Source organism: Actinacidiphila glaucinigra, from assembly GCF_900188405.1.
In the GTDB taxonomy this organism is placed as follows: Bacteria; Actinomycetota; Actinomycetes; order Streptomycetales; family Streptomycetaceae; genus Actinacidiphila; species Actinacidiphila glaucinigra.
In genome coordinates this window covers 451,723-476,315 of sequence record NZ_FZOF01000001.1, presented here as the reverse complement: position 1 = coordinate 476,315, position 24,593 = coordinate 451,723, and the positions used below count along the sequence as shown (strand labels likewise).

24 protein-coding genes are annotated in these 24,593 nt (G+C 71.6%); 10 read left to right on the top strand and 14 right to left on the bottom strand.

Annotation, left to right across the window (positions count from 1 at the left end):
- Positions 1 to 2: 2 nt before the first annotated feature.
- Positions 3 to 812: a cytochrome bc1 complex diheme cytochrome c subunit gene (gene qcrC, locus CHF15_RS02190; RefSeq protein WP_089221850.1), complete on the bottom strand. Its 810-nt coding sequence runs from the start codon at positions 810 to 812 to the stop codon at positions 3 to 5.
- An 80-nt stretch (positions 813 to 892) separates the two neighbouring features.
- The gene (gene ctaE / locus CHF15_RS02185) at positions 893 to 1,513 is read right to left on the bottom strand and encodes an aa3-type cytochrome oxidase subunit III (protein ID WP_026250616.1); all 621 of its coding nucleotides are present in this window, start codon (positions 1,511 to 1,513) and stop codon (positions 893 to 895) included.
- Positions 1,514 to 1,682: 169 nt separating this feature from the next.
- Here ctaE and CHF15_RS02180 point away from each other — a divergent pair, with 169 nt between their 5' ends.
- Positions 1,683 to 2,084, top strand: a complete 402-nt coding sequence (locus CHF15_RS02180) for a hypothetical protein (protein WP_089221849.1) — start codon at positions 1,683 to 1,685, stop codon at positions 2,082 to 2,084.
- Between the two features lie 2 nt (positions 2,085 to 2,086).
- On the opposite strand, the gene CHF15_RS02175 is transcribed toward CHF15_RS02180, so the two are convergent.
- The 4 genes from CHF15_RS02175 to ctaC form a co-directional block, all read right to left on the bottom strand.
- Positions 2,087 to 3,352, bottom strand: coding sequence for a L,D-transpeptidase (locus CHF15_RS02175; RefSeq protein WP_245938624.1), 1,266 nt, complete (start codon positions 3,350 to 3,352; stop codon positions 2,087 to 2,089).
- A 120-nt stretch (positions 3,353 to 3,472) separates the two neighbouring features.
- A complete protein-coding gene (locus CHF15_RS02170) occupies positions 3,473 to 3,871 on the bottom strand; it encodes a cytochrome c oxidase subunit 4 (RefSeq protein WP_018557033.1) in 399 nt (132 codons plus the stop codon).
- On the bottom strand, positions 3,868 to 5,607 hold the full coding sequence (gene ctaD / locus CHF15_RS02165; RefSeq protein WP_089221847.1) for an aa3-type cytochrome oxidase subunit I: 1,740 nt from the start codon (positions 5,605 to 5,607) through the stop codon (positions 3,868 to 3,870). Before ctaD ends, CHF15_RS02170 begins: the two co-directional genes overlap by 4 nt.
- A complete protein-coding gene (ctaC, locus tag CHF15_RS02160) occupies positions 5,604 to 6,569 on the bottom strand; it encodes an aa3-type cytochrome oxidase subunit II (RefSeq protein ID WP_089221846.1) in 966 nt (321 codons plus the stop codon). Before ctaC ends, ctaD begins: the two co-directional genes overlap by 4 nt.
- Positions 6,570 to 6,837: 268 nt before the next feature.
- Here ctaC and CHF15_RS02155 point away from each other — a divergent pair, with 268 nt between their 5' ends.
- Entirely contained in the window at positions 6,838 to 8,238 is a 1,401-nt protein-coding gene (locus CHF15_RS02155; RefSeq protein ID WP_089222174.1) for a cysteine desulfurase/sulfurtransferase TusA family protein, read from the top strand.
- Positions 8,239 to 8,256: 18 nt separating this feature from the next.
- Here the strand turns inward: CHF15_RS02155 and CHF15_RS02150 are convergent, their stop codons facing one another.
- Positions 8,257 to 9,231 (bottom strand): carbohydrate kinase family protein, encoded by a 975-nt coding sequence (locus tag CHF15_RS02150; protein ID WP_089221845.1) that lies wholly within the window; start codon positions 9,229 to 9,231, stop codon positions 8,257 to 8,259.
- Between the two features lie 137 nt (positions 9,232 to 9,368).
- Here CHF15_RS02150 and CHF15_RS02145 point away from each other — a divergent pair, with 137 nt between their 5' ends.
- Positions 9,369 to 9,572: a hypothetical protein gene (locus CHF15_RS02145; protein WP_089221844.1), complete on the top strand. Its 204-nt coding sequence runs from the start codon at positions 9,369 to 9,371 to the stop codon at positions 9,570 to 9,572.
- Between the two features lie 102 nt (positions 9,573 to 9,674).
- On the top strand, positions 9,675 to 11,036 hold the full coding sequence (locus tag CHF15_RS02140) for a hypothetical protein (RefSeq protein ID WP_179279620.1): 1,362 nt from the start codon (positions 9,675 to 9,677) through the stop codon (positions 11,034 to 11,036).
- 93 nt (positions 11,037 to 11,129) lie between these two features.
- On the opposite strand, the gene CHF15_RS02135 is transcribed toward CHF15_RS02140, so the two are convergent.
- Positions 11,130 to 11,483 (bottom strand): HesB/IscA family protein, encoded by a 354-nt coding sequence (locus tag CHF15_RS02135; protein WP_018557026.1) that lies wholly within the window; start codon positions 11,481 to 11,483, stop codon positions 11,130 to 11,132.
- 242 nt (positions 11,484 to 11,725) lie between these two features.
- Between CHF15_RS02135 and nadA the strand changes: the two genes are divergently transcribed.
- Together nadA and CHF15_RS02125 are read left to right on the top strand one after the other, a co-directional pair.
- Positions 11,726 to 12,901 (top strand): quinolinate synthase NadA, encoded by a 1,176-nt coding sequence (gene nadA, locus CHF15_RS02130; RefSeq protein WP_089221842.1) that lies wholly within the window; start codon positions 11,726 to 11,728, stop codon positions 12,899 to 12,901.
- A 15-nt stretch (positions 12,902 to 12,916) separates the two neighbouring features.
- On the top strand, positions 12,917 to 13,801 hold the full coding sequence (locus CHF15_RS02125) for a GNAT family N-acetyltransferase (RefSeq protein ID WP_089221841.1): 885 nt from the start codon (positions 12,917 to 12,919) through the stop codon (positions 13,799 to 13,801).
- A gap of 66 nt (positions 13,802 to 13,867) precedes the next feature.
- Here the strand turns inward: CHF15_RS02125 and CHF15_RS02120 are convergent, their stop codons facing one another.
- From CHF15_RS02120 to CHF15_RS02100, 5 genes are all read right to left on the bottom strand, one after another.
- Positions 13,868 to 17,008, bottom strand: coding sequence for an efflux RND transporter permease subunit (locus tag CHF15_RS02120; RefSeq protein ID WP_089221840.1), 3,141 nt, complete (start codon positions 17,006 to 17,008; stop codon positions 13,868 to 13,870).
- A 164-nt stretch (positions 17,009 to 17,172) separates the two neighbouring features.
- Positions 17,173 to 17,859: a response regulator gene (locus CHF15_RS02115; RefSeq protein WP_089221839.1), complete on the bottom strand. Its 687-nt coding sequence runs from the start codon at positions 17,857 to 17,859 to the stop codon at positions 17,173 to 17,175.
- Positions 17,856 to 19,073, bottom strand: coding sequence for a sensor histidine kinase (locus CHF15_RS02110; RefSeq protein WP_089221838.1), 1,218 nt, complete (start codon positions 19,071 to 19,073; stop codon positions 17,856 to 17,858). The genes CHF15_RS02115 and CHF15_RS02110 overlap by 4 nt, the downstream gene beginning before the upstream one ends.
- A gap of 110 nt (positions 19,074 to 19,183) precedes the next feature.
- Positions 19,184 to 19,462 carry a PspA-associated protein PspAA gene (gene pspAA, locus CHF15_RS02105; RefSeq protein ID WP_089221837.1) on the bottom strand — a complete coding sequence of 93 codons (279 nt, stop codon included), beginning with the start codon at positions 19,460 to 19,462 and terminating at the stop codon, positions 19,184 to 19,186.
- A 20-nt stretch (positions 19,463 to 19,482) separates the two neighbouring features.
- A complete protein-coding gene (locus CHF15_RS02100; RefSeq protein WP_089221836.1) occupies positions 19,483 to 20,271 on the bottom strand; it encodes a PspA/IM30 family protein in 789 nt (262 codons plus the stop codon).
- Between the two features lie 151 nt (positions 20,272 to 20,422).
- Between CHF15_RS02100 and CHF15_RS02095 the strand changes: the two genes are divergently transcribed.
- From CHF15_RS02095 to CHF15_RS02085, 3 genes are read left to right on the top strand one after another with little or no spacing between them, the layout of a single operon-like run.
- A complete protein-coding gene (locus CHF15_RS02095; protein ID WP_245938623.1) occupies positions 20,423 to 21,058 on the top strand; it encodes a DUF3043 domain-containing protein in 636 nt (211 codons plus the stop codon).
- A gap of 47 nt (positions 21,059 to 21,105) precedes the next feature.
- The gene (locus tag CHF15_RS02090) at positions 21,106 to 21,837 is read left to right on the top strand and encodes a class I SAM-dependent methyltransferase (protein ID WP_245938647.1); all 732 of its coding nucleotides are present in this window, start codon (positions 21,106 to 21,108) and stop codon (positions 21,835 to 21,837) included.
- Between the two features lie 49 nt (positions 21,838 to 21,886).
- Positions 21,887 to 22,984 carry a S1C family serine protease gene (locus CHF15_RS02085; RefSeq protein ID WP_089221833.1) on the top strand — a complete coding sequence of 366 codons (1,098 nt, stop codon included), beginning with the start codon at positions 21,887 to 21,889 and terminating at the stop codon, positions 22,982 to 22,984.
- 102 nt (positions 22,985 to 23,086) lie between these two features.
- Here CHF15_RS02085 and CHF15_RS02080 read toward each other — a convergent pair whose 3' ends face one another.
- Entirely contained in the window at positions 23,087 to 23,293 is a 207-nt protein-coding gene (locus CHF15_RS02080) for a hypothetical protein (RefSeq protein ID WP_089221832.1), read from the bottom strand.
- A gap of 69 nt (positions 23,294 to 23,362) precedes the next feature.
- Here CHF15_RS02080 and CHF15_RS02075 point away from each other — a divergent pair, with 69 nt between their 5' ends.
- Positions 23,363 to 24,565: a bifunctional adenosylcobinamide kinase/adenosylcobinamide-phosphate guanylyltransferase gene (locus CHF15_RS02075; protein ID WP_179279619.1), complete on the top strand. Its 1,203-nt coding sequence runs from the start codon at positions 23,363 to 23,365 to the stop codon at positions 24,563 to 24,565.
- Positions 24,566 to 24,593 lie beyond the last annotated feature (28 nt).

Below are 24,593 nucleotides of genomic sequence, written 5' to 3'. Positions count from 1 at the left end.
ACTCATGACTTCTTCGCCTTGGTGGTGTGGGCCGCGAGCCAAATGGCGCAGGCGATCAGGGCCCCGAGGCCGAAGATCCAGCCGAAGAGACCCTCGGTGACCGGGCCGAGGCTGCCCAGCGACATGCCGCCGGGGCTCGGCGCGCCCTCGCCGTTGACGGCGTCGAGGTACGCGATGATCTCCCGCTTGTTCTCCTCCGGCATCGTCGCGTCGGGGAAGGACGGCATGTTCTGCGGGCCGGTCAGCATGGCCTCGTACAGGTGCTTGTTGCTCACGCCCTCGAGCGTGGGCGCGTACTTGCCGTTCGTCAGCGCGCCGCCCTTGCCCTGGTAGTTGTGGCACTGGGCGCAGTTGGTGCGGAACAGCTCCCCGCCGCGCGCGGCGTTGGCGCCGGCCGGGTCGTACTGCTCCTCGGTGGGCGTGACCGGGCCGGGGCCCAGCGAGGCGATGTACGCCGCGAGCTGGTCGATCTGCTTCTGCGTGTAGATGACCTTCTTGCGCGGCACCTGCGCGCCGGGCTGCTGCGCGGGCATGCGGCCGGTGCCGACCTGGAAGTCCACGGCCGCGGAGCCGACGCCGACGAGGCTGGGGCCGTCACTGCCGCCCTGCCCCGACGTACCGTGGCAGCTGGAGCAGCCGACGGTGTACAGCTTCTTGCCCTCTTCGATGGCGAGGGACTGGGAGCTGTCGTCCGCCTGAGCCTTGGGCGCCGGCGCGAGCGCGGCGTACAGCCCCCCGATGGCCGTGAGCGCGACAAGTAGGACGACAAGCGCCGCCAGCGGGTGGCGCCGTCGTGCGGAGAGCTTTTTCACGGATTACCCCGGTGTCAGGATCTCTTGCGTCGATGGGTCTGGATGTCGTGACCGTCAGCGCGACTCGCGCGCGGGTCCGACTACTTGATCAGGTAGATCGTGGCGAAGAGGCCGATCCAGACGACATCGACGAAGTGCCAGTAGTAGGACACGACGATGGCCGCGGTGGCCTGCTCGTGGGTGAACCGCCGTGCCGCGTAGGTCCGTCCCAGGACCAGCAGGAAGGCGATGAGACCACCTGTCACGTGCAGACCGTGGAAGCCGGTGGTCAGGTAGAACACCGAACCGTACGGGTCGGAGGAGAGCGAGAGGCCGTCCTCCTTGACCAGGTTGGTGTACTCGAAGATCTGACCGCCGATGAAGATCGCGCCCATGACGAAGGTCACGATGAACCACGAGCGCAGCTTCTTCACATCGCCGCGCTCGGCGGCGAACACACCCATCTGGCAGGTGAAGGAGGAGAGCACGAGGATCGTGGTGTTCGTCGCCGAGAACGGGATGTCCAGGACGTCGGCGTGCGCCTTCCAGTACTCGGCACCCGTGACCGAGCGAAGGGTGAAGTACATCGCGAAGAGGGCCGCGAAGAACATCAGCTCGGAACTCAGCCAGATGATGGTTCCGACGCTGGTGAGGTTCGGCCGGTTGACCGACGGGTGCGCGTGCCCGGTTTCTACTGCTGTTGCTGTCGCCACGACCGACATTATGTCGGTCCCTTATCTCGCGCTCACTCCGGGGGGTGCCATTCGGTGTGTCAAGGCCCTTGAGGTAGGGAAAGGCGTCGCCCGAAGGAGCTAACCCTCCTCGAAGCACCGTGCTCGGGAGTAAGGTTCGGCCACAGGCAGGCGACTCCACGAAGGCGAGGAGGCACGGATGCAGACGACCGCGACGGTGCTGGTCTACAGCGACAACAGGAACACCCGGGAACAGGTCCGTCTGGCCGTCGGCCGCCGCCCTGCGAGCGATCTGCCGCCGGTCGAGTACCTGGAGTGCGCGACCCTCCCGGCGGTCCTCAGCGCGCTGGAGAGCGGCGGCATCGACGCGTGCGTGTTCGACGGCGAGGCCGTCCCGGCCGGCGGCATGGGAGTGTGCCGCCAGGTGAAGGACGAGATCTTCCGCTGCCCGCCGGTGCTGGTGCTCATCGGGCGCCCCCAGGACGCCTGGCTGGCCAGTTGGAGCCGGGCCGACGCGGCGGTGAGCCACCCCGTCGACCCGGTCGCGCTCAACGAGGCCCTGGCGGGGCTGCTGAGGCAACGGCTGGCCGTCGGCGCCTAGCGTCACATCTCGGGCTGCAGACGGGCCCCAGGGGCGTCGGTACGGTCGGCAACGGCCGGGTCGGCGCCCTTGCGCGATCCCGTCGCACTGCCCTTGCGCCACTCGCTCCAGGACAGGTTCCAGTCGCCGAAGCCGTTGCCGAAGGCGGGCATGTCCTCGCCGAGGCTGTGGACGACCGAGACGACGTCGCCGACCCGCACGTTGTCGTAGAACCAGTGGGCGTTGGCGGTGCTCATACCGACGCAGCCGTGGCTGACGTTGGCGATCCCCTGCGAGCCCACCGACCAGGGCGCCGCGTGCACGTACTCCCCGCTCCACGTCACACGGGTGGCCCACTGGACGGGCAGGTCGTAGGAGTCGGAACTGCCCGAGGCGATGCCGACGGTCTCGCTGCGCATCCGTACGTTGGCCTCCTGCCCCAGCACCACCTTGATGCCGTTGCGGGTCGAGAAGCCGGGCTTGCCGGTGGTCACCGGGATGGTGCGGACGAGCTTGCCGTTGCGCTTGAAGGTCATGGTGTGCGTGGCCGCGTCGGTGACGGCCTCGACGCGGTCGCCGGTGCGCACCGTCAGCGGCTTGACGTCGCCTCCGTAGAGCGAGCCCTTGATGTGCACCTTGTCCAGGGTGCTGCGGACGTCGATACGGGCGTGTGCGGGCCAGTAGGTCTTGGGACGGTAGTGCAGGGTCTTGTCGTCGACCCAGTACCAGGCGCCCTCGTCGGCCGCGGGTGAGGCGTTGACGTGGAGGTTGCGCTCGACCACGCTCCGGCCGAGGGTGTCCTTCACGGCGGCGCTGAGCTCGGCGGTGATGGGCTGGCCGACGCCGTAGGTGCCGCTCTCCGGGCCGAAGGTGACCTTCAGGTGGCGCTTGGTGCCCGTGGTGTCGACGGAGAGCGTCTTGCGGCCCTGGCGGCCCTTCCCGTCCTCGGTGGTCACCTTGACGACGTAGTGCGCGGCGGCGGACAGCTTCGAGGTGCTGCGCCAGCGCTTGCCGTCGGCGGACAGCTTGCCGCTCACGTAGCGTCCCGAACCGTCGGAGGCCGTCACGTCGGTGATGCGGTTGCCTTCACCCTTGACGGTGATTTCCAGCGGCTTCTTGGGGTCGGCCTTCTTCGACCCGGCGACTCCCCCGGTCCACACGACCTGGCCGGCGGCGTCGTAGGGGGCGTTGGCAAGAGGATCGCCGCCGCCCGAACAGGAGGCCAGCGGCGCGGAGAGTGTCACTGCAGCGATCGCGGTCGCCATGCGGCGCGGAGAAAGGTGACCCATGGTCACCACGCTAAGCAGAGATGATCTCCGCCGCCCGTCGAGCGCGTACGAACGGGCGATGGCCCGGACCCCCTGCCGGGGATCCGGGCCATCGCCGTGCGGTACGTGGGCGCCGGGCGCTCACTGGGTGCGGTTCTCACCCCGGTAGTACTCGAAGACCCAGCCCCACAGGCCGACGAGGATGAACGGCGACGCGAAGTAGATCAGCCACCAGCCGAAGATGATGCCCAGGAAGGCCATGGCACCACCGAAGGCCAGCAGCAGCGGCTGCCAGCTGTGCGGGCTGAAGAAGCCCAGTTCGCCGGAGTCGTCCGCGACGTCCGCGTCCTCGCGGTCCTGCGCACCGGTGTCGGCGCGCCGGGCGGTGAAGGCCAGGTAGAAACCGACCATCACGGCGAGGCCGAAGGACAGGAAGAGCGCCGTGGTGCCGACCGGCTCCTTGGACCACAGGCCGTAGACGACGGCCATGCCCAGGAAGAAGACGGACAGCCACAGGAACAGCTTGCCCTGGAACTTCACTTGCCGCTCTCCTTCTCGTCGCCGCCGGAGACGGCCGGAGCCGCGCCGACGTTCTCCAGCTGGTCCAGAGCGGCCATCTCCGGGTGGTGGAGGTCGAAGGCCGGGGATTCGGACCGGATGCGCGGCAGCGTGAGGAAGTTGTGCCGCGGCGGCGGGCAGGAGGTCGCCCATTCCAGCGAGCGGCCGTAACCCCACGGGTCGTCGACCTCGACCGGCTTGCCGTACTTCGCCGTCTTCCACACGTTGTAGACGAACGGCAGCATCGACAGGCCCAGCAGGAAGGAGCTGATGGTCGAGATGGTGTTCAGCGTGGTGAAGCCGTCGGCGTTCAGGTAGTCCGCGTACCGGCGGGGCATGCCCTCGGCACCCAGCCAGTGCTGGACGAGGAAGGTGCCGTGGAAGCCGATGAACAGCGTCCAGAAGGTGATCTTGCCCAGACGCTCGTCGAGCATCTTGCCGGTGAACTTCGGCCACCAGAAGTGGAAGCCGGAGAACATCGCGAAGACGACCGTTCCGAAGACGACGTAGTGGAAGTGCGCCACCACGAAGTACGAGTCGGAGACGTGGAAGTCCAGCGGCGGCGAGGCCAGGATGACGCCGGTCAGACCACCGAAGGTGAAGGTGATCAGGAAGCCGATCGCCCAGAGCATCGGTGTCTCGAAACTCAGTGAGCCCTTCCACATGGTGCCGATCCAGTTGAAGAACTTCACACCGGTCGGTACCGCGATCAGGAAGGTCATGAAGGAGAAGAACGGCAGCAGCACACCACCGGTGACGTACATGTGGTGGGCCCACACCGTCGCCGAGAGGCCGGCGATGGAGATCGTCGCCGCGATGAGGCTGACGTAGCCGAACATCGGCTTCCGGGAGAAGACCGGGATGACCTCGGAGATGATGCCGAAGAACGGCAAGGCGATGATGTACACCTCTGGGTGCCCGAAGAACCAGAAGAGGTGTTGCCAGAGCAATGCGCCGCCGTTGGCGGCGTCGAACACATGCGCCCCGAACTTGCGGTCGGCCTCCAGGGCCAGCAGCGCGGCGGCCAGCACCGGGAAGGCGAAGAGCACCAGCACACCGGTGAGCAGCACGTTCCAGGTGAAGATCGGCATGCGGAACATCGTCATGCCGGGGGCGCGCATGCAGATGATCGTGGTGATGAAGTTGACCGAACCGAGGATCGTACCGAAGCCGGAGAACGCCAGACCCATGATCCACAGGTCGCTGCCGATGCCCGGCGAGCGGACGGCGTCCGTCAGCGGGGAGTAGGCGAACCAGCCGAAGTCGGCCGCGCCGTTCGGCGTGAGGAAGCCGGCGACGGCGATCAGCGAGCCGAACAGGTAGAGCCAGTAGGCGAACATGTTCAGCCGCGGGAACGCGACGTCGGGGGCGCCGATCTGCAGCGGCATGATCCAGTTCGCGAACCCGGCGAAGAGCGGGGTCGCGAACATCAGCAGCATCACGGTGCCGTGCATCGTGAAGAGCTGGTTGAACTGCTCGTTGGACACCACCTGGGTGCCCGGGCGGGCGAGTTCGGCGCGCATGACGAGCGCCATCACGCCACCGATGAGGAAGAAGAAGAACGACGTCGCCAGGTAGAGCGTGCCGATCGTCTTGTGGTCCGTGGTGGTCAGCCACTTGACGATGGCGTTGCCGGGCTGCTTCGTGCGGACCGGCATCTCGTCCGCGTACGCGTCGTGCGCGGCGGCCGCACCGTGGGGTTCGTTGAGAATGCTCACTGGGTCTTGGTCTCCGCGTTCTTGGCGTTGCCGGTGGTGGCAATGCCTGCCGGGACGTAACCGGTCTGGCCCTTCTTCGCCAGGTCCTGGAGGTGCTGCTTGTAGGCCTCCGGGGAGACGACCTTGACGTTGAAGAGCATCCGGGAGTGGTCCACGCCGCACAGCTCGGCGCACTTGCCCACGAAGGTGCCCTCCTTGGTGGGGGTCACCTGGAAGACGTTGGTGTGGCCGGGGATGACGTCCATCTTCATCAGGAAGGGGACCACCCAGAAGGAGTGGATGACGTCACGCGAGGTGAGGACGAACCGGACCGACTCGCCCTTGGGGAGCCACAGGGTCGGGCCCGGGTTGCCGGTGTCCTGGTTCCTGGAGGCGGGCGTCCCGAAGTCGTAGACGCCGTCGGCGCCCGCGGGCGCGTTCAGCTTCTTCGCGGAGATCGAGGAGAGCTCCGCGGGCACCGTGCCGGCCTTGGGCGTCGACGGGTTGCCGTCCACGTCCTCGACGTAGTTGAAGGCCCAGCTCCACTGGAAGCCGACCACGTTGACCACGTGGTCGGGGCGCGCCGAGGTCTCCAGGAGCTTGGACTCGTCCCGGGCGGTGAAGTAGAAGAGCACCGAGATGATGACCAGCGGGACCGTGGTGAAGAGCGCCTCGATCGGCATGTTGTAGCGGACCTGCGGCGGGATCTCCACCTTGGTGCGGCTGCGCCGGTGGAAGATGATGCTCCAGAGGATCAGTCCCCAGACGAGCACGCCGACCGCCAGCGCGGCGGCCCAGGAACCCTGCCAGAGCGACAGGATCCGGGGTGCCTGCTCCGTGACGGGGCTGGGCATGCCGAGGCGGGGGAAGTCCTCGTATGTGCAACCTGTGGCGGTCGCAAGGACCAGGCCCGCGGCCAGCGCCTGCGGCAGAATCCGCCGCATCGGGCGCCGCGACGAGCGGTCGGAGCCGTAGGGACTCACGTAGCGCCTTCCCGAGAGTCTCGCCCACGCGTCCGGATGCCCGGCCTGTGCTGGTCGGTCGCCCTGGCGCGGGCAGTGGTGTGGATGTTTATGCGGACCAAACCCTACTGGACTCGATTTTGGGGCGCGCGGGGAGGGGGGCCAACGCGCCGGGGCGGCCCCCGAAGGGGTGTCGGGCACCGCTCCGCACCTGCGGAGGGCCCCGTTTCGGGGGCTTTTGACTGGTCCCCAGACGCCCGGCGGGACGCCGGGGCGTAGCGTGCAGCACGTGCCCTACTTCGACGCCGCGTCCGCCGCACCACTGCATCCCGTCGCCCGGCAGGCCCTTCTCGCCGCGCTCGACGAGGGATGGGCCGACCCCTCCCGGCTCTACCGCGAGGGGCGCCGCGCCCGGCTGCTGCTCGACGCCGCCCGGGAGGCCGCGGCCGACGCCGTCGGCTGCCGTCCGGACGAACTCGTTTTCACTCCTTCGGGTACGCGTGCCGTACACGCGGGGGTGGCCGGGGCACTCGCCGGCCGACGCCGGGTCGGCCGGCACGTGGTCGTCTCGGCCGTCGAACACTCCTCCGTGCTGCACGCGGTGGAGGACGCCGACGTCACGGAGGTGGGGACCGACCGCACCGGCCTGGTCGACGCCGGCGCCTTCGGCGCCGCGCTCCGCGAGGACACCGCGCTGGCCTGCCTGCAGTCCGCCAACCACGAGGTCGGCACGGTGCAGCCGGTCGACGAGGCCGCCGAGCTGTGCCGGGCGGCGGGGGTGCCGCTGCTCGTCGACGCCGCCCAGTCACTGGGCTGGGGGGCCGTGGCGGGCGGCTGGTCGCTGCTGACGGCGAGCGCCCACAAATGGGGCGGGCCGTCCGGGGTGGGCCTGCTGGCGGTCCGCAAGGGCACCCGCTTCGCCGCCCAGGGACCCACGGACGAAAGGGAGTCGGGGCGCGCGCCCGGCTTCGAGGACCTCCCCGCGATCGTCGCCGCCGCGGCCTCCCTGCGGGCCGTGCGCGCCGAGGCCACCGCGGAGGCGGCGCGGCTGTCCGCCCTGGTCGACCGCATCCGTACCGCGGTGCCCGAACTCGTCCCGGACGTCGAGGTGGTGGGCCACCCCGAGCTGCGGCTGCCGAACGTGGTGACCTTCTCCTGCCTCTACGTGGACGGCGAGGCGCTGCTGCACGAACTGGACCGGGAGGGTTTCTCCGTCTCCTCCGGGTCGTCGTGCACGTCCAGCACGCTGACGCCCAGCCATGTGCTGAAGGCGATGGGCGTGCTGTCCGAGGGGAACGTGCGGGTCTCGCTGCCCGCGGGCACGGAGGCGGGCGACGTGGACCGCTTCCTGGAGGTGCTGCCGGGGGTGGTGCGTACGGTGCGGGCGCGGCTCGGCGCGCCGGCGTCCGGGCCCGCGGCGGGGGCGGGGCGGACGGCCGGGGCGCAGGACGAGGGCGAGGGCGAGCCGGACCTCGTCGTGGACTCGCTCGGCAAGCGGTGTCCGATCCCGGTCATCGAGCTGGCGAAGGTCATCGGGGACGTGCCGGTGGGCGGCGTCGTGTCGGTGCTCTCCGACGACGAGGCCGCCCGGCTCGACATCCCGGCGTGGTGCGACATGCGCGAGCAGGAGTACCTCGGTGCGCACGCCGCGCCCCGGGGTACCGCCTACTGGGTGCGACGCGTCTCCTGACGTCGCCCACCCGCACCGTCAGTGCAGGTGGGTGCGGACCTCCTCGGCGGCGTCGTCGCCGTAGGCCTTGGTGAAGCGGTCCATGAAGTGGGCCCGGCGCAGCTGGTACTCCTGCGTGCCGAGGGTCTCGATGACCAGCGTCGCCAGCATGCAGCCGACCTGCGCCGCGCGCTCCGGGCCGACGCCCCAGGCGAGGCCGGAGAGGAAGCCGGCGCGGAAGGCGTCGCCCACACCGGTGGGGTCGACCTTGGCGTCCTCCTCCGGGCAGCCCACGACGATCGGCTCCTCGCCGGCCCGCTCGATGCGGACGCCGCGCGAGCCCAGCGTGGTGACGCGGGTGCCGACCCGGCCGAGGATCTCCTCCTCCGTCCAGCCGGTCTTGGACTCGATCAGGCCCTTCTCGTACTCGTTGGAGAAGAGGTAGGCCGCGCCGTCCAGCAGTATCCGGATCTCGTCGCCGTTCATGCGGGCGATCTGCTGCGAGAAGTCGGCCGCCCACGGGATGCCGCGGGAACGGCACTCCTCGGTGTGGCGGAGCATCGCCTCGGGGTCGTCGGCGCCGATGAGCACCAGGTCGAGGCCGCCGACGCGGGCGGCGACCGAGTGCAGCTCGATGAGGCGGGCCTCGCTCATGGCACCGGTGTAGAAGGAGCCGATCTGGTTGTGGTCGGCGTCCGTGGTGCAGACGAAGCGCGCGGTGTGCAGCACCTCGGAGATGCGGACCGAGGCGGTGTCGACGCCGTGCCGGTCGAGCCAGGCGCGGTACTCGTCGAAGTCGGAGCCGGCGGCCCCGACGAGCACGGGCCGGACACCCAGCTGGCCCATCCCGAAACAGATGTTCGCACCGACGCCACCGCGGCGTACGTCGAGCGTGTCGACCAGGAAGGAGAGGGAGACCGTGTGCAGCTGATCGGCGACGAGCTGGTCGGCGAATCGGCCGGGGAAGGTCATCAGGTGGTCGGTGGCGATGGAGCCGGTGACTGCGATACGCACGGCTGGGATGCTCCTGCGGAGGCGGGCGGCGGACGGTACCTGTCCACGCTACCGGCTGGACCGGTGGGCGCCGACATGGCGAAACTACCTGATAGTAGGTCTTTCTCCCGTGACCCCACGTGCCTATGGTCGTGTCTATGACCACTCCTCTTCCCACCGCACCGCTCGACGACCCCGAGTCGCTCGCCGAGCTGATCGGCGACTGCCGCAAGATGGCCGCGCACTGGGAGGTCCCCGCGGAGAAGGAGTCCGCGCGGGTCAGCCCGGCGAGTCTGCACGGGATCACGGTGCCGGCCGCGTCGTCGCACGTCGTCGAGGGCATGGCCGACTACGCCGACTGATCGGAACCGCGAGGCGCTCCGGCCCGTCCAAGTGGCGTCCCCCGGTCGGATGACCGGGACGTCATCAGCTGTGCGCAGCTGAGCGGAGCCGAGGGAGCCATCGTGGAGAGCGAGCCGACGCGACCGCACCGCCGGCACAGGTCACCGTGGGTGACGTCGGCGGTCGCCGTCGCCGTGCTGGCCGCCGGGGGCGGCGGCGCCTACTGGGCCTCGTCGGACGCCGAGGGCGGTGCCCCGCGCGCCTCGGGCGGCAGCGGGGACGGTTCACCGGAGCCGCTGGACATCGACGGCGGCGCCGGTGGCACCGGTGGCACCGGCGCCGAACTCACGGTCCGCGGCGATCTGCCCGACGGCCCTTCGTCCGCGGCCGTGCAGCGCCCGGGCAGCGTGTCGCGTGCCGCGGTGGAGCGGCTGGCGCGGGCCCTCGGTGTGCCCGGCACGGTGAAGTCCGACCACGGCGTCTGGAAGGCCGGCGGTACGCCGGACGGGGGCGGGCCGGTGCTCCGGGTGAACAAGGAGGCTCCGGGCACCTGGTCGTACTCGTACTACGGCGGCAAGCCCCGCAAGAGCCGCGCCCCGGGCCAGGACGGCCTCGCGGTGCCGGCGGCGGAGGCGCTGCGCAGGGCGGCGCCGGTCTTCGCGGCGCTGGGGCTGAAGGGCGCGCGGACGGACGCGAGCGAGGTCTCGGGGGTGCTGCGCACGGTCACCGCGGACCCGCGGGTGGCGGGGCTGCCCACACACGGCTGGCGCTCGGCCGTGCAGGTCGCCTCGGACGGGCTGCTGGTCACCGGGTACGGCATGATGGCGCCGCTGACCAGGGGCGACACCTATCCGGTGAGGTCGGCGAAGGAGGCGCTGAAGCTGCTGGAGCGCCCCGGGACGGGCGGCGACCTGGGGATCGGCGACTGCCCCACCGTGGTGCCGAAGCCGTCCCGCGCGCCCGGCGACGACCCGACGCTGCCGCAGGTGCTGCCCTGTGTGCCGAGCGCGCACCGGCAGATGGAGGTGCGGAAGGCCGAGTTCGGCCTGTCGGCGCAGTTCGTGGCCGGGCGGCAGACGCTGGTGCCGTCCTGGCTCTTCGAGGTGGTGCAGGAGGGCGTGACGCGCCCCTCGGTGCTGGCCCAGCCCGCCGTGGACCCGGCGTACGTACGGGACGGGAGGGCCTCCCCCGCGCCCTCCGGAACGGCGGCGCCGGCCGCCGGGGCGGCGAAGGTCGAGTCGTACCGCGCCGAGGGCACGCAGTTGACGCTGCGCTTCTGGGGCGGGGTGTGCAGTGACTACACGGCCTCGGCCGACGAGTCGGGCACGGCGGTGAAGGTCAAGGTCACGGTGGTGCAGAAGGACCCGGGCAAGGCCTGCATCATGATCGCCGAACGGTTCACCCGCACGGTCCGGCTCGACACGCCGCTGGGCGACCGCAGGGTCGTCGACCTGTCCGACGGCAGCACGGTGCCGCGGAAGTAGCCGGCGGACGCGGCCCGGCGAGGGCCTCAGGACTGCGTCAGGACATGCCGAAGGCGGCGGGCACCCCGGGTGCCCGCCGCCTTCGCGCGGGGCTCAGTGGAACGAGTCGCCGCAGGCGCAGGAACCGGTGGCGTTCGGGTTGTCGATCGTGAAGCCCTGCTTCTCGATCGTGTCGACGAAGTCGATGGAGGCACCGCCCAGGTACGGGGCGCTCATGCGGTCGGTGACCACCTTGACGCCGCCGAAGTCCTTCACGACGTCGCCGTCGAGCGAACGCTCGTCGAAGAACAGCTGGTAGCGCAGGCCGGAGCAACCGCCCGGCTGGACGGCGACGCGCAGTGCGAGGTCGTCGCGGCCCTCCTGCTCGAGCAGGTTCTTGACCTTGGAGGCCGCCGCGTCGGACAGGAGGATGCCCTCGCTCTGGCTGGTCTCGTCCTGAACCGTCATCTGATCCACTCCCGGGTTGTACGGATGCTGCCACAACGGTGAACCGGTGGCCGCCCGGATTCATTCCTCCGGGTCCGATGGGTCTTCGCGCCCTCCATGCTCGCACACCGGGCCCCTCGCGGGTAATGCGTCACATTGACGCGAGGGGCATCGTCATGGTGACGCGAACGGGTTATGATAGATAGCGTCAAACAGACGAAAAGGTTTGCGTCGCAGTTCCGCAGAGAAAGGGCTCCGGGCCCGTGACCACCACATCCGAACCGCTGGACGTCCAGCCGACCCCGCTCGCCCTGCTCCTCCTGGGCCGCGAGTCCGACCCGCGCAGCGAACGCGGCGTCGACTGTCCCGGCGACCTGCCCGCCCCCTCGGACCCGGATCTGGTGGAGCGCGCCCGCGCCGCCAAGGCCAAGCTCGGCGAGAAGGTCTTCGTCCTGGGCCACCACTACCAGCGCGACGAGGTCATCCAGTTCGCCGACGTCACCGGCGACTCCTTCAAGCTGGCCCGTGACGCGGCCGCCCGCCCCGAGGCCGAGTACATCGTCTTCTGCGGTGTGCACTTCATGGCCGAGTCCGCGGACATCCTGACCTCCGACGCCCAGCAGGTCGTCCTCCCCGACCTGGCGGCCGGCTGCTCCATGGCCGACATGGCCACCGCCGAGCAGGTCGCCGAGTGCTGGGACGTGCTCACCGAGGCCGGCGTCGCCGACGTCACCGTGCCCGTCTCGTACATGAACTCCTCCGCCGACATCAAGGCATTCACGGGCCGGCACGGCGGCACCATCTGCACCTCCAGCAACGCCGAGCGCGCCCTGGAGTGGGCGTTCCAGCAGGGCGAGAAGGTGCTCTTCCTCCCCGACCAGCACCTCGGCCGCAACACCGCGGTCCGGGAGATGGGCTTCTCGCCGGAGGACTGCATCGTCTACAACCCGCACAAGCCGAACGGCGGGGTCACCGCCGAGCAGCTGCGCGACGCGAAGATGATCCTGTGGCGCGGCCACTGCTCGGTGCACGGCCGCTTCTCGCTGGAGTCGGTGGAGGACGTGCGGGCCCGCATTCCCGGCGTCAACGTCCTGGTGCACCCGGAGTGCAAGCACGAGGTCGTCAGCGCGGCCGACCACGTCGGTTCGACCGAGTACATCATCAAGGCCCTGGAGGCGGCCCCGGCCGGCTCGTCCTGGGCGATCGGCACCGAGCTCAACCTGGTGCGCCGGCTGGCCAAGGCGCACCCGGACAAGCAGATCGTCTTCCTCGACAAGACCGTCTGCTTCTGCTCGACCATGAACCGGATCGACCTGCCGCACCTGGTGTGGGCGCTGGAGTCGCTGGCCGACGGCAAGGTCGTCAACCGCATCCAAGTCGACCGGGAGACCGAGCACTTCGCCAAGCTGGCGCTGGAGCGGATGCTCGCCCTGCCGTAGGGGCAGGATGGGCGCATGATCCTGCGCCCGTTGCACGACACCGACGAGGACGCCGCGGCGGTCGCGCTGGTGGCCGCCGCCGCGTTCGGCGCCTCGCGCGCGCTGCGCGGCGGCGGCCCGCCCGAGGAGACGCCCCCGGAGCGGGCCGCACTGCTGCGTCGACGCAACCGGTACCTGGCACGCACCGACCCCGGTGGCTGCTGGCTGGCCGTCGACGAGAGTTCCGGCATGCCGCTGGGCGTCTCGATGTCGACGCGCCGCGAGGGTACGTGGGGGCTCTCCCTGTTCGCCGTCCTGCCCTCGGTGCAGCGGCAGGGGGTCGGCCGCGAACTGCTCGCCGCCGCCCTGGCGTACGGGCGCGGCTGTCTGCGCGGCATCATCTGCAGCTCCGCCGACCCGCGGGCGGCGGCGACCTACCGCCGGGCGGGCTTCGCTCTGCACCCCGCGATGCGCCTGGAGGGCGCGGTCCGCAAGGGCGACCTGCCGGCCCCGGACGGCGCCGTGCACGAGGGCTCGGCCAAGCACCGCGACCTGATGGACTCCGTGGACCGCCGCACCCGGGGCGGCGCGCACGGCCCCGACCACGACCAACTGCTCGCCGAGTGCCCCCTGCTGGTCGTGGACGACCTCGCCGGCAGCGGCTACTGCTACGTCGGCCCGGACGGCCACATACGGCTGCTGGCCGCGACCTCGCGGCGGCTGGCGTCCCGGCTGCTCACCGCCGCGCTGCTGAGCCTGCCCGAGGGCACCACGGCCCGGGTCCCCCATCTGACGGCGGAACAGCAGTGGGCGGTGGACGTGGGGTTGACTGCGGGGCTGGAGCCGAGCACGTCCGGCTGGGTCTGCCTGCGGGGGATGCGGCCGCCCGAGCCGTACATTCCCTCGGGGTTCTTCCTGTAGACGGGGCAGGGCCCGGGGCGTTCACGAACGCCCCGGGCCCTGCCGCCGGTCGGTCTGCGCCGGGTCTCAGACCCCGGCCAGCTCCGGCTCCTTGCGCGTCTCCCCGTCGCCCGGACCGCCGGCGCCGGACGCCCGCTTCAGCGCCTTGCGCTTGGCACGGCGCTCCTTGCGGATCTCGACCATCGTGTAGAGGGTCGGGACGAGCAGCAGGGTCAGCAGCGTCGAGGTGAGCAGACCGCCGATGACGACCACGGCGAGCGGCTGGGCGATGAAGCCGCCCTGGCCGGTCACCCCGAGAGCCATCGGGAGCAGGGCGAAGATGGTCGCCAGCGCGGTCATCAGGATCGGCCGCAGACGGTGCCGGCCACCCTCGATGACCGCCTCCACCACGCCGTACCCCTGGGCGCGGTACTGGTTGATGAGGTCCATCAGCACGATCGCGTTGGTCACGACGATGCCGATGAGCATCAGCATGCCGATCAGCGCCGGGACGCCCATCGGGGTGCCGGTGACCAGCAGCAGGCCGATCGCGCCGGTCGCCGCGAACGGGATGGACACCAGCAGGACCATCGGCTGGATCAGGCTGCGGAAGGTGCCGACCAGCAGCATGAAGACGATGGCGATCGCGGCGAGCATCGCGAGCCCGAGCGCCAGGAAGGCGTCGTCCTGGTCGGAGGAGACACCGCCGATCTCGGCGGTGGCGCCCTTGGGCAGCTTCAGCGACTTGATCTTCGACTGCAGCGCCGTGCTCACCGCGCCGGTGTTGTCACCGGTCGGCTTGGCCGTGATCGTCGCGGCGCGGGCCCCGTCGATCCGGGTCTTCTGCACCGGGCCGGGGGCCTCGACGACCTCCGCGACCTTGGCGAGCTTCACCGGTCCCGCGGGGGTGGCGATGGTGAGGGCCTTGAGCTCGGCGACCGTACCGGCCTTCTGCTCGGAGAGCACCCGCACGTCGCGCTCGGTGTCGCCCAGCACCGCGGTGCCGACGGTCGTACCGCGCACGGCCTGGGTGACGGCGGCACCGATGGTGGCGTCGTTGAGCCCGTACCGGGCGGCCTCGGCCTGCTTGGCGTGGACCTCGATGCGGGGCACGCTCTGCGCGAGGTCACTGGTGACGTCGGTGACGTCGTCCAGTCCGGCGACGGCGTCGCGGACCTGGGCGCTGGCCTTGGCCAGGGTGTCGGCGTCGGCGGCCTTGACCACGACCGACAGGTTCTGGCTGCCGAAGCCGCCGCCGGCGGAGACCGAGGTCGTGCCGGCGCCGTCGAGCGTCTTCAGGCCGGTGCGGATCTCGTCGAGGGCGCCGGCGCTGTCGTCGGCGTCCTTCAGCTTCACCTGGAAGCTGGCCTGGTTGGCGCCGGTGCCGCCGCCGAAGGCCGCCAGGAAGCCGGAGGAGCCGACGGTGACCTGGTAGTCCTGGACCTGGTCGATGCCCTCGAGGAGCTTCTCGACCTTGCGGGCCGCCGCGTCGGAGGCCGCGAGGCTGGTGCCCGGCGGGAGTTCCTGCTTGACGGTCAGGGTGTCCTGGTCGCCCTGGTCGAAGAAGTTGGTCTTGAGCATCGGGGCGAGGCCGAAGGTGCCCAGCAGGACCGCGACGGCGATCACGATGCTGGTGACGCGGCGCCGGGTGGCGAAGCGCAGCACCGGCACGTACAGCCGCTGCAGCAGGCTGCGGGCCTCCTCCTCCTCGGCCCTGCGGCGGATCTCGTCCGGATCCACGGTGCCCGCGTCGGCCGGGGGCTTGAGGAACCAGAACGAGAGCACCGGGACGACCGTCAGCGACACCAGCAGCGAGGCGAGCAGCGCCGCGGCGACGGTCAGCGAGAACGAGCCGAACAGAGCGCCCACCATGCCGCCGACCAGGCCGATCGGCACGAAGACGGCGACCGTGGTGAGGGTGGAGGCGGTGACCGCGCCGGCCACCTCGCGCACCGCGGCGACGATCGCGGACTGCTTCTCCTCGCCGTAGGCGAGGTGCCGCTTGATGTTCTCCAGCACCACGATCGAGTCGTCGACGACACGGCCGATGGCGATGGTCAGCGCGCCCAGGGTGAGCATGTTGAGCGACAGGCCGCGGGTCCACAGCACGATCAGCGTCAGCACGACGGAGAGCGGGATGGAGACCGCGGTCACCAGGGTCGAGCGCAGCGACGCCAGGAAGACCAGGATGATCACGACCGCGAAGAGCAGACCGAGCAGGCCCTCGGTGGTCAGTCCGTCGATGGACTTGGAGACCGCCGGGCCCTGGTCGCTGACGACGGTGAGTTCGGCGCCCTTGCCGAGGTCGCGCTCGAGGTCGGCGAGCTTGTCCTTGACCGCCGAGGAGATCGCGACGGCGCTGCCGTCCTGGTCCATGGTGACGGCGACACCCAGGCTGGGCTCGCCGTCGGTCCGGGTGATGGAGTCGGCGGCGTCGGGGCGCTCCGCGACGGTGGCGACGTCCCCGAGGCGCACGGGCTTGGGCGCTGCGGGGATCCGCAGGTCCTCGATCTCCCGCACCGAGGCGTACTCGCCGCCGACCTGGACGGTGCGGCTCTTGCCGCTGTCGTCGAAGGAGCCGGCCGGGACGGCGTAGCCGCCGGCCTGCAGCGCCTGCACGAGGGCGGCGCCGCCGAGCTTGCGGGCGGCGAGCTTCTTGTCGTCGGGGGTGACGGTGACGATCCGGTCCTGGACGCCGGTGACGGTCACCTGGCCGGCGCCGTCGATGTCCTGCAGCACCGGGACGACCGAGCGGTCGAGCGCGTCGGCGAGTGCCTGCTGGTCCATGCCGGTGGAGGTGGCGGCGAGGACGACGGTCGGGATGTCGTCCGTCGAGCCGGCCACGACCTGCGGGTCGGCGTCCTCCGGCAGCCGCGAGGAGACCCGGTTCACGGCCTGCTGGACGTTGGCCACCAGCTTGTCGCTGTCGATGCCGTAGTCGAACTGGGCCATGATCACGGCAGCGCCCTCGCTGGCCGTGGACGTGATGCCGGTGATGCCGTCGACGCCCTTGACGCCGTTTTCGATCGGCTCGACGACCTGCTTCTCGACGACGTCGGGGGACGCGCCCGGGTAGGCCGTGATCACCGACACCATGGGCAGGTCGATGGAGGGCAGCAGCTGCTGCTTGAGGGACGGTATCGCGATGGCGCCGAAGCCGATGGCGACCACCGCCATCAGCGCGACCAGGCTGCGCTGGGCGAGGCTGAATCGGGACAGCCAGGACATCGTGGTGCGGTCTCTTCTCTGTGCTCAGAGTGCTCGGATGGTCTCGGGTTGCGGACTTTTGTCAGCCCACGCCACTTTCTCCTGCCGGGAAGGGTGGTTTCCTCAGCCCGAGGTCGTGATTGCCCGCGGGTGCGTACTGCGGATGCGGTACGCGCCGGTCGTACTCAGCGCGGGGCGGCCCGCACCAGACCCGACTCGTACGCGGCGACGACCAGCTGCGCGCGGTCGCGGGCGCCGAGTTTGGCCATGGTGCGGTTGACGTGCGTCTTGACGGTGAGAGGGCTCACCCCGAGCCGTTCGGCGATCTCGTCGTTCGGCAGGCCCATCGCCACCTCGACCAGCACCTCGCGCTCGCGCGCGGTGAGCGCGTCCAGGTCGGGGGCCGCCGGTCCGCCCTCCGCGGTCAGCGGGCGCTGCCCGCCGCTCTGTGCCAGGAACTGGGCGATCAGGCTCTTGGTCGCCGACGGGGACAGCAGCGCGTCGCCCGCGGCGACGGTGCGGATCGCGGCCAGCAGCTCGTCCGGCTCGGCGCCCTTGCCGAGGAATCCGGCGGCGCCGGCCCGGATCGCCTGGGCGACGTACTCGTCGGCCTCGAAGGTCGTCAGGACGAGGACGGCCACGCGGGTCAGGTCCTCGGCGGCGGTGATCTCGCGGGTGGCGGCCAGGCCGTCCGTGCCCGGCATGCGGATGTCCATCAGGACGACGTCCGCGCGGGTGCTGCGGGCCAGGGCGACGGCCTCGGCGCCGTCGGAGGCCTCCCCGACGACCTCCATGTCCGGCTCGGACTCCACGAGGACGCGGAACGCGCCCCGCAGCAGCGCCTGGTCGTCCGCGAGCAGCACCCTGATCATGCGGGGATTCTCCCATCCCCCGCCGGGCCGGCCGGCCGGGCGGGGGATGCGAGCGGCAGGCGGGCGTGGACGCGGAAGCCGCCCTGGGTGCGGGGGCCGGCCTCGCAGGTGCCGCCGAGGGCCGCGGCGCGCTCGCGCATGCCGATCAGCCCGTGGCCGCCGCCCGCGGTACCCGGGGCCTGCGGGCTGCCGCCGCGGTCGACCACGGTGACCTCCAGTTCCGCGTCGCCGCGCGCGATGCGGATCTCGGCCCGGGCGCCCGGGCCGGCGTGCTTGTGGACGTTGGTGAGCGACTCCTGGATGACCCGGTACGCGGTGAGGTCCACGCCGGCGGGAAGCGTGCCGGGGTCCTCCTCGACGACCTCCACCGGCAGCCCGGCCCGGCGGAAGCCGTCGACGAGCTGGTCCAGCACGCCGAGGCCGGGCGCCGGTTCCATGGGGGCGGCGGGATCCCCGGACTGCCGCAGCAGGCCGACGGTCGCGCGGAGCTCGTCCAGCGCGGAACGGCTCGCCTCGCGGACGTGCGCGAGGGCCTGCTTCGCCTGGTCGGGGCGGCTGTCCATGATGTGGGCGGCGACACCCGCCTGCACGTTGACCAGGGCGATGTGGTGGGCGACCACATCGTGCAGCTCCCGGGCGATCCGCATCCGCTCCTCGGTGACGCGGCGCTTGGCCTCCTCCTCCCGGGTCCGCTCGGCCCGCTCGGCGCGCTCCTCGACGGCGGCGACGTACGCCCGGCGGTTGCGGGTGGCCTCACCGGCGGCCGCGGCCATGCCGCTCCACGCGAACAGGGCGATGTTCTCGGCGGAGTACCAGGGCCGGGATCCGAAGAGCATGGCGATCGCGGGCAGCAGGAGGCAGGTGGCCAGGCCCAGCCGGAAGGTGGTGGTGCGGTCGGTGTGCGTGGAGGCGGAGAAGAGCGCGACGACCACGGTGGCCGCCACCGGGGCGCGGCCCTCCCCGGTCGCGGTGAGCAGGTAGACCACGGTGACCGCGCCGGTGAAGGCGAGGACGCCCAGCGGGCTGCGGCGGCGCAGCAGCAGCGCCGCGGAGCCGATGACGGCCAGCAGGATGTCCGGGGCCGAGGCGTCGTACCGCTCGGTGTGCGGCCCGATGAACATGTTGCCGAGGATCACCGCGAGGACGGCGAGCGCCAGCCCGGCGTCGAGCGCGATGGGGTGGGCCTGCGGCCACAACCGGGCCCGGTCCCTCATGGATCGATGGTGCACGCTCATCAACGGTACGGGTCCCCACGGACGGCCGTGCCCCGGCCCGGTGCGGTACCGGGCCGGGGCACGTCGGCGAGTGCGCTGGTCGGCGAGGGTCAGCCGGGGATGAGCCCTTCGTCCCCGAGCAGTTCCCGGACCTCCTCCAAGGTGGCGTCCGAGGCCGGCAGGATCAGCTCGGACGGCTCCAGCGAGTCGTCCGGCAGAGGTGTGCCGAGCCGCCGGACGGCGTCGAGGAGCGCGGTGAGCGTGCGCCGGAACCCGGCCTCGTCACCGCTCTCCATCTCCGCCAGGAGCTCGTCGTCGAGCTTGTCGAGTTCGGCGAGGTGGCTCTTGTCCACCGTCACCTGGCCCTCGCCCATGATCCGTACGATCACGACGCCCTCCTCCGGGGTGTCTACTGCTTGTCGAACCGGGGCTGGTCCTGGGTCTGCTGCGGCTGGCCCTGCTGCTGCCCGCCCTCGATGGCCTGCTGGGGGGAGCCCCCGGCCAGCTCGGCCTTCATGCGCTGCAGCTCCAGCTCGACGTCGCTGCCGCCGGAGAGGCGGTCGAGCTCGGCCTGGATGTCGTCCTTGGCGATCCCCGTCGGGTCGTCGAGGGCGCCGGAGGCCAGCAGCTCGTCCAGGGCGCCGGCACGGGCGCGCAGCTGCTCGGTCTTGTCCTCGGCCCGCTGGATCGCCAGGCCGACGTCGCCCATCTCCTCGGAGATGCCGGAGAAGGCCTCGCCGATCTGGGTCTGGGCCTTGGCCGCGCTGTAGGTGGCCTTGATGGTCTCCTTCTTGGTGCGGAAGGCGTCCACCTTGGCCTGCAGCCGCTGGGCGGCGAGGGTGAGCTTCTCCTCCTCGCCCTGCAGCGTCTGGTGCTGCGTCTCCAGATCGGTGACCTGCTGCTGGAGGGCGGCGCGGCGCGACAGCGCCTCGCGGGCCAGGTCCTCCCGGCCCAGGGCGAGCGCCTTGCGGCCCTGGTCCTCGTACTTCGCGGACTGCTGCTGCAGCTGGTTCAGCTGCAGCTCCAGGCGCTTGCGCGAGGTGGCGACGTCCGCGACACCGCGCCGCACCTTCTGCAGCAGCTCCAGCTGTTTCTGGTACGAGTAGTCGAGGGTCTCGCGCGGATCCTCGGCCCGGTCAAGGGCCTTGTTGGCCTTCGCGCGGAAGATCATCCCCATCCGCTTCATGACACCGCTCATGGGCCTCGCGCGCCCCCTTCATTCAGCTCGCCAGCACACCATCTACAGACCCCACAGTACGGGCCCTGGTTCCATTACCCCACTGTTCTGTTGCGGATGCGCTCATCCTTAGGAACGATCACAGTTCGATGACCTCAGGCCCAGGGAGTAGGTGAGGGGCTGGGGGTCCGGTCGGCGAGCACGTAACCTTGGAGTCGTGTTCCGACGTCGTTCCCAAACCGAGCAGACCGTGTCCACCACTGTGGTGGAGGACCGGCAGCCCCGCGACCCGCAGGCTCCCAAGGGCCGCCCCACCCCCAAACGCAGCGATGCCCAGACGCAGCGCCGCAAGGCGGTGACCACACCCACCGACCGCAAGGCCGCCACCAAGCAGGCCCGTGAGGCCAGGCGCGCCGACCTCGCCAAGCAGCGCGAATCGCTGATGAACGGCGACGAGCGCTACCTGCCCGCCCGTGACAAGGGCCCGGTGCGCAAGTTCGCCCGCGACTACGTGGACTCGCGCTTCCGTGTGGCGGAGTTCTTCCTGCCGCTGGCCGTGGTCATCCTCGTGCTCAGCATGCTCAAGAACCCGGCGCTGCAGAACATCTCGCTGCTGCTGTGGCTCGTGGTGATCGTGCTGATCGTCGTCGACTCGGCCGTCAGCGGTCTGCTGCTCCGCCGCGAGCTGGCGAAGCGCTTCCCGGACAAGCCCACCAAGGGCGCCGTGGCCTACGCTCTCATGCGGACCCTCCAGATGCGCCGACTGCGCCTGCCGAAGCCGCAGGTCAAGCGCGGCACCAAGCTCTGAGCGGGAACGGCGGGTTCGCCGCCGCCGCGGGTCCGTGGCTGGAGCGGCTGGGCGGACTCCGGAACACCGTGCGCCAGGAGCTCGTCGCGCGCCAGCTCGACGAGCAGATCACCGCGCGCTTCCCCGTGGGGCGCCGGCTGAGGATCCTCGACGTGGGCCCCGGCCAGGGCACCCAGGCGCTGCGGCTGGCCCGCGCGGGCCATCTGGTCACCGGCCTGGAGGCGGACGCCGAGATGGCGGCCGTCCTGCGCGAGGCGGTGGCCGCCGAGCCGGAGGGCATACGCGAGCGGATCACCCTCGTCGAGGGCGACGGCCGGGAGACCGGCCGGCACTTCGGGCCCGGCAGCTTCGACGTGGTGCTCTGCCACGGCGTGCTGATGTACGTGCCCGAGCCGGACGCCATGGTCGCCGGACTCGCCCGTGTGCTGGCCCCCGGCGGGCTGCTGTCGCTGCTGGTGCGCAACGCCGACGCCCTGGCCATGCGGCCCGCGCTGCAGGGCGACTGGGCCGGCGCGCTGGCCGCCTTCGGGGGCGACACGTACACCAACCGGCTGGGGCTGCCCGCCCGCGCCGACCGGCGCGCGGACCTGACGACGACGCTCAGTGCCATCGGCGCGCCGCTGCACGCCTGGTACGGGGTGCGGGTCTTCACCGACACCGCGCCGGACGACGCCGTGGAGGTGCCGGAGGAGCTGCTGGCCGCCGAGGAGCTGGCCGGGCGCACCGATCCCTACCGCGGAGTCGCGGCACTGCTGCATCTGTGCGGAGTACGGAGCTGACCGGGGCGGGATACCCGGGACGGAGCGCCGCGAACGCGACACTTCGGTCATGCGCGATTCCAAGCCGAACCGATGGCGGCCGCCGGCGGCACTGCGGGTGGCGGCCCTGCTGCTGGCCGTCGCCTGCTGCGGGAGCCTTGCCGCCGGATGCACGGGGGGCTCCCCCTCCCCCAGCGCGGCGTCCTCCGCGCCGCCCGTCGCCGCCTCCGAGCTGGCCGGCGCCCGTGATCTGGAGCGCTCGTACCAGCAGGTGGTCAAGGCGGTGCTGCCGTCCGTCGTCCAGATCAACACATCCGAGGGACTGGGCTCCGGCATCGTCTACGACACCAAGGGCCACATCGTCACCAACGCCCATGTCGTCGGCAGCGCCGACACCTTCGAGGTCACCCTCGCCAACAGCGACACCCCCCACAAGGGCCGGCTCGTGGCCGCCTATCCCGAGCAGGACCTGGCCGTCATCGAACTCGAGGACCCGCCGAGCGGGCTGCGCGCGGCGACCTTCGGGCGGTCCCGCGACGTCCAGGTCGGGCAGATCGTGCTCGCCATGGGCAGCCCGCTGGGCCTGAACAGCAGCGTCACCCAGGGCATCGTCTCGGCCGTCGGCCGTACGGTCAGCGAGACCGGGGCCGAGGGCGGCACCGGCGCCACCCTGGCCGACATGGTGCAGACCTCGGCGCCCATCAACCCGGGCAACAGCGGGGGCGCGCTGGTCAACCTCTCCGGCCAGGTCATCGGCATCCCGACGCTCGCCGCGGTCAACACCTCCATGGGCGACTCCTCCGCGCCGGGCATCGGCTTCGCCATCCCCGCGGCGACCGTCACCCGCATCGCGGACCAGATCATCGAGCACGGCAAGGTCGTCGACTCCGGCCGCGCGGCGCTGGGCATCGCCGGGCGCACCGTCCTCGACGAGGACTTCCAGCCCGCCGGGGTGGGCGTCGTCGAGGTCACCAGGGGCGGGGCGGCGGAGAAGGCCGGCATCAGGCCCGGGGACGTCGTGATCCGGGTCGGGGGCGACGACATCACCACCCTGCAGTCGCTGTCCGAGGCCCTGGTCCAGCACGCGCCCGGCGACACCGTGGACGTCACCTTCCAGCGCGGCGGCGCCGAGAAGACCGTCAAGGTCACGCTGGGGCAGCTCCAGTAGGACGGGGCGCACGGCAGGGGGCGGGGTCATGGGACGTCACCCACGGCCCCGCCCCCGGGGGCGTCGCGGCGGCCGGTCCTCCCGTCCGCCGCGGCACGGGGTCTACTCGTCGGCGTGCAGGCTCATCGGGCCGTAGATCTTCGTGCTGTCCTCGAAGAGGTGGACCTGGTCGGCGCCGCCCTGGCGGAGGTCCTTCCAGACCTCGCCGATCCACGACTCGGCGTCACCTTGCGTGGTGAACTCCTCGGGCTCGACCGCGGGGGTGACCTCCGTGCCGTCGGTCTTCTCGAAACGCCACGTCCACGCCATGTCCGTCTCCTCGTCCCTGGGGGTGCCTGCCCGGCAGCGTAGCGTGCGCGGACGCGAGAGGATCGGCACGTGGAACTGACTCTCCTCGGCACCGGGGGCCCCGACGGCCTGCCCCTGCCCGGCTGCCCGTGCGCCGCGTGCGAGACGGCGGTGGGCGACGACGCTCGGGCGGCGACCTCGCTGCTCGTGGACGGGGTGCTGCTGCTCGACCTGACGCCCGGTCTCGCCTTCGCGGCGGCGCGGTCCGGTCACTCGCTCGCCGGGGTGCGCCAGGTGCTGCTGTCGCATCCGCACGACGGGCCTGCCGTGGAGATCCCGGCGGGGCTGCCCGCGCCGGGCCGGGTGGCGCCCGGGCAGGAGATCGCACTGCCGACCGGGCACCGGGTGCGGGCGGTCCCGGTCGACGCGCCCGGTTCCGGGTACGAGGTGACGGGACCCGAGGGCGAGCGGCTGCTGTACCTGCCGCCCGAGTGCGCCCCCGCGGGGCTGCCGGAGGCCGTGGAGCCGTACCGGGCGGTGCTGCTGGACGCGGTGGGGCGGCCCGACGCGCTGGCGCGGCTGCGCGCGGCCGGCGCGGTCGGGAGCACCACCGATGTGATCGCCGTCCACCTGGACCACCGCGTCCACCCGGGGCCGGAGCTGCGGCGCCGGCTGGCCGCGCTCGGCGTGCGGGCGGTGCCTGACGGCACGACGCTGACGGCCGGCGATCTCCACGACGTACCGGACGTGCCGCGGCGCACGCTCGTGCTGGGCGGCGCCCGGTCGGGCAAGTCGGTGGAGGCGGAGCGCAGGCTGTCGGCCTTCCCCGACGTCGTGTACGTGGCCACCGGCGGGATCCGGGACGGCGACCCGGAGTGGGGGGAGCGGGTGGCGCTGCACCGGGAGCGGCGCCCGCAGTCCTGGCAGACGGTGGAGACCTGCGACCTGCTGCCGCTGCTGGCCGAGGGGGACGGGCCGGCGCTGCTGATCGACTGCCTGTCGCTGTGGCTGACGCACACCATGGACGAGCTCGGCGCGTGGGACGACGCGAAGTGGGCGGAGGGCGCCGAGCGCGAACTGCGCCGCCGCGTCGGGGAACTGACCGCGGCGTGGCGCGCGACCCGCCGCACGGTCGTGGCGGTCAGCAACGAGGTGGGCTCCGGGGTCGTCCCGGCCACGGCCAGCGGGCGCAGATTCCGGGACGAGCTGGGGCGGTTGAACGTCGCGCTGGCCGACGAGTCCGAGCACGTGGTGCTGGTGGTCGCGGGACAGGCACTGCCGCTGCGGGGCTGACCTCGGCGCGCGGCCCCCCGGACCGGTA